Here is a 10,959-nt window from a genome sequence, read left to right on the forward strand (position 1 = left end):
TGTTTTTTTCGTTTGAATCCATCTTTGTACATCCTCTATTCCGAATTGTTCGGCGGCATAAACATCATATATACCGTACATCCCCAAACTTCTTTGCCACTCGCTATCTACTTCTGGCAAGATAACAATCAGTCTTGTATCTGGTACGCGCATGCGCACTTCCTTCAAGAAGTTCACACAATCCTGCCTATGTACTACTCCTAGCCCTCCATCAACAATTGCAATTTCCGCATCTACCTGCCCTGCTGATGCAGCAACTGCAAACTGCTCAAGCGTTACATCCGTACCAGCAATAGAATAACCTTGTGTTTCTAAAGCTTCAGCAAGTGGCGTTAGAATGGACAAATCAAACACCAGGTGTAGTTTCACTGTTCGCTCCTCCCATCAAACAACCAATTCAAAATAGACATCACTCCGTCAAATATCTGCGGCCAGAAATTGATGATTAGATATCCAACAATGGATAATAACAAGAGCAAAAATGCAACTGAAAGTAGCTTTTTATAGAATAGACCGCCGATAAGCAAGATAAGAAAAATACCAAGTGCAAGATAAATATAAAAGTTACTTCCTGATTGAACGGCAGAAAAAAGTTCTTCCCCCTTTTCGTTTAAGCGATTCCCCACTTTTTCAGGATCAAATGTCTTTGAATTGTCTTTGATCTCCTGAGTTATAGATGCTTCAATCGATGCATTATTTGAAGCAAAAGCCGTATTTAAAGGGACATGGCTGACCAACAAAATAATCGCCATTAACAACACCCGAACTCTTAAAATCATCTGTACTCCTCCATTTTATAGCAAAACAAAAACAACCCCTAAAATAGAGGTTGTTGTTTTGGTATATTTTTACAATTAAAAGTCCATAGCTTCGCTAAGGGCAATACTATTGTATCTCGACTTTGGACACCCGTCAATCCCCTAATTGAGATAATTGTTCATAAATACTAGTTACGTTTTTAACCCAATTTGTTCCTGTTGCATATACCCCGTTTGGATTTTCAGGATCACTTAACCAAGCAATAGGACTAACTGTACTGGGCTTTCCCTTAGAAAGCTTTACTATCGTCTTAGCCGCAATTATAGCGGCATCCTTGGTTGTTAATTCAGCCCCCCTCCCCTCTTGCCAGCTTCCAAAGACATTCCATGGATTCTTCACTATCTTATCCGCATACTTATTGCTTTTTGGAACAAAGGATTGTTCTGCTCCAGTTATGGCAATTAGCAAATAAGGATCAACTCCTTGAGCTTTTGCCGCATCGTCAATCATGGTTAATATCTCTTTTGTAGCCAACATTGAATTTCGTTTGCCTAACCATTCAAGTAATACAGGAATATCCAAAGGGCGGTAAGTCAATATATCGGATGATTCATCGTAACCGAAATAAACCAGCGGATTCACAGGCTCTCCATTTACGCGCACTTCAAAGTGTAAATGCGGGCCTGTTGAACCGCCAGTATTCCCTGATTCAGCAATTTCTTCCCCTGCTTCAACCTCTTGACCCGATTCCACCTTAATTTTATCAAGATGATAATACCTTGTTTCTATACCATCATGCTGAATCATGATTGCATTACCTGCATTCCCCATGTAATCCGCAAAGATCACTTTTCCCGACTTCGCAGCATAGACAGGTGTACCTATTGGAACCCCAATATCCACGCCTGCATGCAGTTTAATAATTCCCGTAATTGGATGGACTCGGCTGCCAAAAGTGGATGTAATCTTGCTCCCCTCTGTCGGCCAAACTAATTCTCCTCCAACTGGATTAAATCCAATTAAGGAATCACCTTCCCCGTCACCATCTGAAAGATATGAAAGCCAGTATTCCAGAAGAAAATCCTGATCTTCTACTCTCTTGGCACCATGAGCATTAAGGATTTCTCTTAATGGCTCCCAATCTTCACTGTACATCGGTTCAATCCGTTGTAATTTGTCTTGGGTTACAGTTGTCGTCAGATCACCGCATGGAGATGGGGAAGTTTCAGTTGTTGTTTCTGAATCATAAGTATAGACATAATCATTTTGAATCGTCTCTGCCTTTTTCAGAAGAAGAACGGGCTGACGTTCAGTCACTGTTGACTTTTCGTACGTAACCTCACCATCCTCATCTTCATTTCGAAGACAAACCTCTTTCACCGTAACAATCTCAGAACTTTTCCATGTGAACTTGGGGCGTACTTCTTTAAAAGTCTCCTCTGGTTTTAGCACTACTTCCTTGACGTTTTCATCTAAAAATGCGTTAAAAAAAGATGGATCGTTGAGTGAACGATCCACCTGAGCCAGCCACTGCCAATTCAATGCATAGGTTTGGACTTGAGATTCTTGCTCTGCTGTTAACTCTTCATGCCAGCGGTCAGCAATAGCCTGATACTCATCAAACAACTGTTCATCTGAGTCTTCTTTGGTACCATAGAAAAAACCAGATGTACGATCCTTGATTGTATCGAACGTCCCTATCACTGACTGCTTCGGAAGCTCAAAGATCATAAAATAGAGCAAAAACAGCAGTAGTGCAATCCCTCCAATAGCCAGTACATAAGGAAGGATAGCTTTCAATATCGGCTTTAATGCTTTGTTAAGGAGTACTCGTCCTCCTTGCTTTAGTATTTTTTCAATATCCATTCTTTCCCCCTAAACATAATAATTATAGTGCTTACCTCCAGTTGATGGAGACTTATCAGGCCCTGATTTTGGAGACGGAATATTTTCTCTTGAAGATGAATTTACAGTTTCACCATTCGCATTCTTGATTTTATTGGCATCCATGACCCCTCCTGTGACTTCTCCACCATCTGAAATAATGTTACCTTTAAAATTTTCACCGTTGGTTCTAACACCCCGGTTTACGGCAACATTTCCAGAAGCACTTCCGGATCCACGAGCACGAGTCGGCTCAGTCTCAGCAAAGTTCGACTTACCCTGTGTCTTTGTTCCTTTGTCAGTATTATCCCCATCAAACTTCCCACCATTTATAGATACACCCTCATTGATAACACCTCCACCTGTTGCTTTTGGTCTGAAAGGCTGTTCAGTCACAACGTTCGTTAAACGTTGCATTGGCTTTTCTTCATACGGCTGCGGTTCCTCTATAGCTTCCTCTCTACCGCTGTTAACCCAATCTGCGACCTTCTGTGCACCGGAGTATGTTTTCTTGCCTAACCACATGCCGCCTTTTCCCACCAACTGAGCACCTTTTCCAATTCCTCCTCCAACAGCCCCGCCAACAAATGCTCCTTCTAATGGCTTACCTGCCATCAATCCAACTGAGGCTCCTAAAGCGGCCCCAACGCCTTTTGCTCCTTGATTTAATGCGAAACCTGCGACCTTTTTACTTATATTTGCCGTCTTATTTCTGAAATTCGGCTTAGCACCAGACATTGCACTCGAAGACGAAGTACCAGAAACGGTTCCTCTTGTCCCCGCAGACGTAGCATCACCAGACATACCGCCGATTGCATCAGATGAGCTATTCTCTCCTACCAGCTGGTCTTTCGACGCCCCCGACTTACCGTTAGCACCGTTAGTTTTTTTACCAGAAAACATTTTACCCATTGCAAGTAACGTACCAAAACCTAATGCTCGACCCATTTTTGAGTCTGGCTGTTCAGTCCCTAAAAGCCTTTGAACAAGACTTTGTATAGAAGAAAATCCAAATAAGTACGCCACAATCACCCAATTAGATACACCATCACTACTAAAATAGAGCAAGAAAAAAAATAGCCCTAATGCCAAAGCATGGGCAACGGGCAATATCATATTGGCAACAAACTGATCCCACCATGTTTGCAAAGCGTTGCGATAACGAGGGAACAAGGTCAACATACAGCACACAACAAACGTTACTAGTAGAATCATCAGATTAATAGATCGCATGGTATAGTCATAGTTTAGCTTTGCAGTCATGAGTGCTGCTAATAGCACTAATACAGCAACCACAAATCCTCGATAACTGACCATATCGTCGTATCCGGCTTCACCGGTCCCCCAAATCGTATTGAGGAACAGTCCTGGCCGAAGTCCGTAATCGACCATAACCGCCCAGATTAGGTCTGTAAACCAACTAACAATTGTAGCTATGAATTTCCATAGATATATACCGAATCTCAAGGAAATTAGCCCTACAACGAAGGCTGTTGCATAATCTTTGGCCTTTGTTCTGCCTTCTCCAGTGTATCCGTGCCAGAGAAGTAAAAAAGCCATCAGTATAAGAGCAATAAAAATAGGATACGGTATAAAGTGCTCAAGTGTAGTGTAGATCGCGTCTATCGCATCCATCATTCCCTCGGAAAATACTCCAAGATATAAATTAGACCGAAGACCTTCATCCCCCCCTTGCAAGAACCCATCATTGGATGTTTCGGGATTTTTGCCGAATACCAGCAAAGTTACATCTTTCATATTAAATTTTTTTATCAAAAAATTAGCCGCTCCAATGAGGACATCAGAAAGGGTTCGCTCCATCAAGCCAGGCTTGTTATCCTCGTCCGAATAATATTCCTCGACTTGCTTACCTATAATACCCTTTTCTTCGGCTGCAAAGGCAGGAGTTGCGAGGGCAAAACTGTGAACCAGCATTAGAAATAAACACGAAATGATCGTAATGCGGCGCAAACTTATTCCCTCCCTTCTTATGCTGTTCCTTCAGCTCTTGCTCTTTCCTTGATGTACCGTTTTCGCTCGGCGTATAGTGGATCATTAGGGTCTGTGGTAAACAACATATGCTCATATGGGGATGCATCTACATGTACAATAACCGATTGGTTATCGACTTTGACGAGCATATCTCCCTTACGAGCTTGATAAACGAGGAAATCCGCTTCCCCTTCAGTTAACGCCAGTTTGCCGCGAACAGCATCAATATCAAGGGCCTCTTGAATACCAATAATTTTGATTGGGCTGTTTTTAATTGCAGCCATGCCAGCTTGAGAACGAGTAAAGACTTCCAAGCCTTGAGTGACAGGCACAATTCCCGTATTTGTTGCGCGGCCCTCACGAAACGCACTCTCTGCCCAAACCGCTCCAAAATCTTCGTCAAGAAAGATATTCTGGCATTCCTCAATGATAAGGAGTTTCTTGACCTCTGGATGTTTCTTCGCCCAGCGTTCCATCATCCAACGTTCTGTAACAAATAAACCAATTGGACGCATGATCTCAGGATCAAGCCGGTTAATCGCGAATCCGAAAATAGGCGCACTTTTGAGTTCAATAGTTGATTGACCGTCAAATATCGAATATGAACTCATTTCACCTTTTCTGGTAAATGGCTGTAGCAACTCACTTGCTTTTCGAATTGCTTCACTTTTATGGGCATTCATTTTCTCCCATAACCCAATCAATTCAGGCATTGCTTTTCTTACCTTACCAGTCCTGAAAATGCCTTGACCTTGCATTGTTTGATCTGTCGTATATAAGCTCTCAGGGTCTGTAGTTATCTCGTACTCCGCATACTGCTGTCTTATAGCTCGACCAATAAATACTTTCACTTCGCCTGTTAATACACTTCGGTCATAAACAGAAATCATTTTAAAGACTAATGCCTGTACAGAATTCGCCGCTTCTTCGATATCAACAAATCTTGTCCCGTCTGCAAGTTCTGTAATGTCAACATCATATGGATTGATACGATGCTTAGAATGCTCGTGGAGTTCAATAAATGGGCAGCCCAAAGCACGAAGAAAGTCGCCATACTCTCCTTTCCAGTCAATAATTCCGATTTGTCTACCAATATGTGATGAGCGATGTGTAATAAGCAAAGTAACAAAAGTCTTACCTGCACCGGAACGCCCAATAATACACATATTATAGTTGGCTAACTCGGGATGCCAATTATCAAGCCATACTGGTCTCCCCATTCTATCCTTGCCTATTACCACACCGCTGCGGTGATTAAGACTACCACCACCCCATGGGAAAAGATCAGCCACATTAGAGCTTTCTAACGATAGGACATGCTCTTTTTGTACTGCGGAGGCTTTGACTGTAGGTAATACGGATTGCAACGCCGCAAGTTGTTGACCATCGGCTGATCGGAGATAGATCGACTTCCCAGCAAAGCGCTGGACAAGCGAGCGACACAGCTTCATGAGTTCTTTCCATTCAGGGGCGCTTACGATGACCTGAATAGAGACCCTGAAACTGCGTTCAACATTCAAACGAATGCGTTTTTGTCGCTCTTTCAAATCTGCGATCTCGTCGCGCATAGCATCAACCTTGCGAACATCTTTCTCATCAGCCAAATCTGATAACAACCCAGCAATCCGCCGACCGATCTCATCCAGTTCCCGATCATTTGATGAAGGTTGGACATGGATCGCTAAGTCCACATCCCCTTTACCATGATCACCACGAATTAGAGAATCCAACATACCTGCCCAAGTGTTGCCCGAAGAAATCTCAGCATAAAAACTACGGAAATATCGAGTTGGCGTAATCGTACCACCGACTTCTACCGCATAGTCATCAAGCTTTACTTGGTTAGAGCTTGTATCTTGAGGAATTGTTTCTCGCACAAAAGAGGGTGCAGCAAAATCAACTCCGCTTGCATTTCCGATATCAAGAAGGGGCTGACTATCTTCAATCAGCCCCACACTCTTTTTACTTTTCCTCCAAAACATTGCAACTCCACCTTCTTGTACAGAAAAATTAGCCTAGCATTTCAACCGATATTTATGCACCTTGAATCTCTTCCATTGTCAGAGATTGCTTCATCCTTTTAAAACTGTCGGACCGGATAGCATCAATCATCCGTGCTTGTGGAGCCAGCTCACGCTGTAAAGTTTGATAGGTATAATTCCAAACCCCTGCCTTATCAAGCCGCTGATAACGCATTCCTACTTGCTCACAGAAACCATATAAAATGCTCTCGGCTTCCTCTAATACTTGCAGTGCCAATTCGGACTGTTCTTCTTCAGACAAGCTATTCTTTTTAGGAGCGGCTTTGTCCAAAATTGCATTCATTCTCCCTGTCCCTGCCACACCTGTCTCTGCCTTCAACGGTTCGTATTCAAAAATAATATAGCCGTGATAATTTCTGATCGTGCCTTGATCCAGACTCTCTATCAAGTATTGTCTCACCAAGTCACCCGACTTTTTCAAGTCCGGATATTCGTCAGAAAGCTCTTGAACAGATTGTCCGTAGGCATCCGTATAATCCTTCATCTCAAAAAGTTGTGATTGCGTGATGAATGTATACGGCAACGAGATCGTGTTAATCAGTCCAAGAAAGTTAAGCCAGACTGCTTTATTTTCCTCAATTGAGGCATTATCCAGGTTAATAGGTTCAACTTCAACCACTAAACGGTATTGATTACCGTTTTGAGCAAGTCCATCCCAGGTAATCTTGGATGTTTTCGCTCCAATTAGGTCCTGGACGGTAAGTGGCTGCTCCTTTTTTTGATATTTCACTAAATAAAACACTGCTGCCACTAAAGCTAAAATGAATAAAAAAGTCAATTCACGCTCCTCCCTTCCTATACAAAAATTTTCTATTTCGGAGTCTCAAGCGGAGCATTAAATAATAGTATTTCCATACCGGGAGGTTAGTCCCGGTATGTTTGAAATAGCAAAGATACATGCAGATTAAGAACGGTACGGAGTAGTGCAGCCTTGAGTAAAACCAGTCTGTTCCAATGCGCGGAACCACCTTAGACATCTGAACAGATAGATATCCTCCAACTGTCCACCAAGCTGCTTGACTAAGACTCAGACCAATGCCAAAGATCGTAATAAACTTTTCTTTGATCTTACTTTTGTACGGTATCGGATGATATTGTCCCCACATAGTAATTCCTCACAGCTCACAGTTTGGACAGGTCTATGCCAAATAACCTGAAGACCGCCCCTAAGATGTCTTCTGTCCAAAATGATAAAATTAAGAAAGCAAGGAAAAACACAATTTTACCTTTTGTCTCTCTTAAGGTATCCGGTGAGAAACCTGCCCGGAAATAGCTGATAGCAAGCCACAACCCAAAGATAATTGTGAGCGTTACAAAAATGCGCCGCGCCATATCAACACCAGCAGTGGTTGATTCATCTACCTTTTTCTCCAAATTAGATACTTCGCTACCTTGGCTGCCTTGAATTCTCTCCTTGATGCTCTGTGCATGTACAGAATTCTGAAGAGGGACAGCACTGAACATAAACAACAAACCTGCCATCATAACAACTAAAATCTGCTTTAACCTTTTCAAGTGAATGACCTCCCTATTTGCATACTCCTACTCGTTTGTCTTTCCGGAACTCACTTACCGACCACGCAATGCCGTACTTTTTGCTAATCCAACCTGCAAACATGCAATCCCCTCCCTTCATATGTTCTCGATAAAAGTAAAAAAGCTCCCACAACAGTGTGTAGAAGCTTTTGATTACATTAAGCAATATAAAAATGACTATAACCACCTAGTACCATCCACGCTCCCCAAGCGGCAATTGCAATGGTCTCAACAAAAACAGGTGGGATTCCAAATAACGGAACGCCCCATTTCCAGTGATGAGGCCATAGCAAGGCAACTTTACCTGTTATTACATCCAGCATCAGATGGGATACATAACCAATTAAAAAAGGCCATTGCCAGCTTGAATGAATGCTAAGCAATAACCATACGCAAAGCCCAAAAATGATGCTGTGTGTCAATGTTCTCTTACCAAAAGTAGCCTCTAAGACACTCGGTAAAACAGGAATACAACGCCCTAATAAGCTGTTCTGACGATCTATATCCGGCAATAAGGATGATACTGCTACAACAGCAAGCTGGGCTGGAGAGTGGATGCCAAGCACCATTGCGGCGGTCACTCCGCCAACTAGATGAGAAGCCCCATTCATACCGCTACCCCCTCTGCCATCATCTGCAAGAATGCTTCAACCACTCTTGGATCAAACGACTCTCCACTTTGGTCTTTAATATAGTCCAACGCTTTTCCTACAGGCCAAGCTGCCTTGTATGGCCTATCAGAACATAAAGCATCAAACACATCACATACAGCAACGATACGACCATACAGTGGGATCTCTTCACCCATTAGACCATGAGGATAGCCACGACCGTCCCAACGTTCATGATGTGAGGCAATAATCTCCCTCGCCGCTTCAATCTCTTCGCCTGTATGTACAGATAGAATGGATAATCCGTACTCTACATGCCGTTGCATCAACCTATATTCATCTTCATTAAACTTTTCTTTCGATTCCAGCAAAGACGTAGGAATAGCTATTTTTCCAATGTCGTGATATAAAGCTCCCTGACCGATGAGGTGAATCTCATCCTCACATAAACCCAATTGGCGTGCTAGTGACATTGAAAATTTGCTGACTCGTCTGGCATGATCACGATCAAGCATATTTAGCACATTTTCTAAAATCAATTTTGCTCCTCCTTAAGCATCTGCTTTAATTTAGTTTTAAACCACTGGGCGGCCTCGCTTCCGGTATCCAACATCTTTTGCACAGATGCCAATAACCGCTGAGCCTTCTTTTGTTCCTGATCTTCATCTTGCTTAACAAGTTGTTCCGCCCCCTCTTGTTTCAGAATGGCCTTGCGCAATTCTCTAGTGCTCATGGATTCATCGCCAGCTTTAATCAACATAGCAGCCGGTTCATTTGAATGGCTAGCTACGCGATGGTGATACCAGCTCAGTGCAGGATGTCGCGATTCAGGTGTAGGGAACGTCCGATAGACATGCACCAGCTCCCGAATTTGCGCCGGGCTGATTCCAATCTGCGAGGACAGGAATTTTTGCTTGGCTCCGGCAGCCAACATTGCATCCAGCAACTGCCCTTTAACGAACCTTGTTTCTTGCTCTTGTTCATCAATCTGGATGTACGCTTGCAGCAGTTCCTCAACCTTGGGCTGAGGGGCTGGCTGGGCTGGAGGAGGCTGATAGCTCAGTTTCAAAATATCCGCCACTTCCTCTGGTGTTAGCCCTTCACGCTTGGCAACGATAGTGAGCAATTCATTTCGATCCAGGTTACCATCATGAAACAACCGATGATGCCAACCACACAAATGAATTAGATTTTCCCTTCGATCATCCCCGCCAGCGTACGAATATGATGAGGTTCACCTTCTGCTGGATGACTACAACGTTCTCCAGTAACAGGATCAACATACTCACAGGCATGTCCAGATTCTTCACGGATGTTCTGGATGTTTTCTCTACTACGAATTCGTTCAGGCTTTGTTAATGTGCTCATATGAACGATTCCTCCAAGCTAATTATTGAGTTAATGACAATATTGGAGAAGAGCGGCGCAAATCAATGGCCTGTAGTGCTACAAGGTATAGCTCTCTATCCCAAGAGCACAGACCCACGGATAAATCAAAATCACGACCATTCCAAAGATTCAGGCCAAGCTCCAACAAGCATCTAGTTTGTCCGGTAAGCGGAGCTGTATCACCAGTTGTTTCCCCGCAATCTCTTCGTATGACAAAATTACACGGATCAACTAAATAATCAAAGTACCAGTCAAATGGCCCATGTACTTGTTTTTCCAAAGTGAAACATTTAAAAATCTCAGGATATGCTCCGATGTAACAAGCAGCGCAATAATCTCTTGCCTTTTTTACGTCAGGAAATTTCGCTGCAATACGTTGAAAATTAATTTTGTGTTGTTCGTTAGCAAAGTACATCCTTCCCACCCCTTTCCACTTTCAAGAAAGTTTGTCATTAATCAATGGCTCTCAGACTCGACAATTAGCTTCATGGCAGTTCTCTGCTTTCCTTCAATCGTCACATCCACAAAAGCAGGGATACAAGTCAGGTTGATACCTTGGGATGAGCGCCTGGTTGACAGCTGCTGCACCAACGGCTTGTAACTCCAGCTTCACCTTTCCATCGCGGATGCCTCCAGCCACAGCACCAGCTAGTGCGTTAACCGAAGATTTTGAAGATACTTTAAATACATTTTCAGACATATTAAATTCCTCCATTTGACTTATTAAGAGTTTCCTTACTCTCTAT

14 protein-coding genes are annotated in these 10,959 nt (G+C 43.0%); all 14 read right to left on the reverse strand.

Translation table 11 applies throughout. The annotated features are described in order from the left end of the window. Positions 1-369 (reverse strand): hypothetical protein (locus tag POTG_RS24405; protein WP_036645529.1); only part of this gene is annotated, 369 nt, incomplete at its 3' end. Beyond that, on the reverse strand, positions 366-779 hold the full coding sequence (locus POTG_RS14255; protein ID WP_009225531.1) for a hypothetical protein: 414 nt from the start codon (positions 777-779) through the stop codon (positions 366-368). The genes POTG_RS14255 and POTG_RS24405, both read right to left, overlap by 4 nt. A 133-nt stretch (positions 780-912) precedes the next feature. Continuing rightward, positions 913-2,625: a M23 family metallopeptidase gene (locus tag POTG_RS22770; RefSeq protein ID WP_050769774.1), complete on the reverse strand. Its 1,713-nt coding sequence runs from the start codon at positions 2,623-2,625 to the stop codon at positions 913-915. A 9-nt stretch (positions 2,626-2,634) separates the two neighbouring features. Further along, on the reverse strand, positions 2,635-4,614 hold the full coding sequence (locus POTG_RS14265) for a hypothetical protein (protein ID WP_009225533.1): 1,980 nt from the start codon (positions 4,612-4,614) through the stop codon (positions 2,635-2,637). A gap of 17 nt (positions 4,615-4,631) precedes the next feature. After that, complete coding sequence (locus tag POTG_RS14270) at positions 4,632-6,617, reverse strand: VirB4 family type IV secretion system protein (RefSeq protein ID WP_009225534.1); 1,986 nt, start codon at positions 6,615-6,617, stop codon at positions 4,632-4,634. Positions 6,618-6,669: 52 nt separating this feature from the next. Next, the gene (locus POTG_RS14275) at positions 6,670-7,455 is read right to left on the reverse strand and encodes a hypothetical protein (RefSeq protein ID WP_009225535.1); all 786 of its coding nucleotides are present in this window, start codon (positions 7,453-7,455) and stop codon (positions 6,670-6,672) included. A 344-nt stretch (positions 7,456-7,799) separates the two neighbouring features. Continuing rightward, positions 7,800-8,192: a hypothetical protein gene (locus tag POTG_RS14285; protein WP_036645534.1), complete on the reverse strand. Its 393-nt coding sequence runs from the start codon at positions 8,190-8,192 to the stop codon at positions 7,800-7,802. Positions 8,193-8,371: 179 nt separating this feature from the next. Next, positions 8,372-8,824: a metal-dependent hydrolase gene (locus POTG_RS14290; protein ID WP_009225537.1), complete on the reverse strand. Its 453-nt coding sequence runs from the start codon at positions 8,822-8,824 to the stop codon at positions 8,372-8,374. Continuing rightward, complete coding sequence (locus tag POTG_RS14295; protein ID WP_009225538.1) at positions 8,821-9,363, reverse strand: HD-GYP domain-containing protein; 543 nt, start codon at positions 9,361-9,363, stop codon at positions 8,821-8,823. The genes POTG_RS14290 and POTG_RS14295 overlap by 4 nt, the downstream gene beginning before the upstream one ends. After that, positions 9,360-9,983: a hypothetical protein gene (locus POTG_RS14300; protein ID WP_009225539.1), complete on the reverse strand. Its 624-nt coding sequence runs from the start codon at positions 9,981-9,983 to the stop codon at positions 9,360-9,362. Before POTG_RS14300 ends, POTG_RS14295 begins: the two co-directional genes overlap by 4 nt. A gap of 26 nt (positions 9,984-10,009) precedes the next feature. Next, positions 10,010-10,192, reverse strand: a complete 183-nt coding sequence (locus POTG_RS23935; protein WP_009225540.1) for a hypothetical protein — start codon at positions 10,190-10,192, stop codon at positions 10,010-10,012. A gap of 22 nt (positions 10,193-10,214) precedes the next feature. After that, complete coding sequence (locus POTG_RS23940; protein WP_068779919.1) at positions 10,215-10,628, reverse strand: hypothetical protein; 414 nt, start codon at positions 10,626-10,628, stop codon at positions 10,215-10,217. A gap of 41 nt (positions 10,629-10,669) precedes the next feature. Continuing rightward, positions 10,670-10,738, reverse strand: coding sequence for a hypothetical protein (locus tag POTG_RS25420; protein ID WP_379402131.1), 69 nt, complete (start codon positions 10,736-10,738; stop codon positions 10,670-10,672). Next, positions 10,722-10,913 (reverse strand): stage V sporulation protein S, encoded by a 192-nt coding sequence (locus POTG_RS14305; RefSeq protein WP_009225541.1) that lies wholly within the window; start codon positions 10,911-10,913, stop codon positions 10,722-10,724. The genes POTG_RS25420 and POTG_RS14305 overlap by 17 nt, the downstream gene beginning before the upstream one ends. Positions 10,914-10,959 lie beyond the last annotated feature (46 nt).

The organism is Paenibacillus sp. oral taxon 786 str. D14 (assembly GCF_000159955.1).
Taxonomy (GTDB): domain Bacteria; phylum Bacillota; class Bacilli; order Paenibacillales; family Paenibacillaceae; genus Fontibacillus; species Fontibacillus phoenicis.

What these genes read in the sequence shown, in the direction of transcription:
- POTG_RS14255 (WP_009225531.1), bottom strand. Translation starts at nt 779, where the DNA reads ATGATTTTAAGAGTTCGGGTGTTGTTAATGGCGATTATTTTGTTGGTC.
- POTG_RS22770 (WP_050769774.1), bottom strand. Translation starts at nt 2,625, where the DNA reads ATGGATATTGAAAAAATACTAAAGCAAGGAGGACGAGTACTCCTTAAC.
- POTG_RS14270 (WP_009225534.1), bottom strand. Translation starts at nt 6,617, where the DNA reads ATGTTTTGGAGGAAAAGTAAAAAGAGTGTGGGGCTGATTGAAGATAGT.
- POTG_RS14290 (WP_009225537.1), bottom strand. Translation starts at nt 8,824, where the DNA reads ATGAATGGGGCTTCTCATCTAGTTGGCGGAGTGACCGCCGCAATGGTG.
- POTG_RS23935 (WP_009225540.1), bottom strand. Translation starts at nt 10,192, where the DNA reads ATGAGCACATTAACAAAGCCTGAACGAATTCGTAGTAGAGAAAACATC.
- POTG_RS23940 (WP_068779919.1), bottom strand. Translation starts at nt 10,628, where the DNA reads ATGTACTTTGCTAACGAACAACACAAAATTAATTTTCAACGTATTGCA.
- POTG_RS14305 (WP_009225541.1), bottom strand. Translation starts at nt 10,913, where the DNA reads ATGTCTGAAAATGTATTTAAAGTATCTTCAAAATCTTCGGTTAACGCA.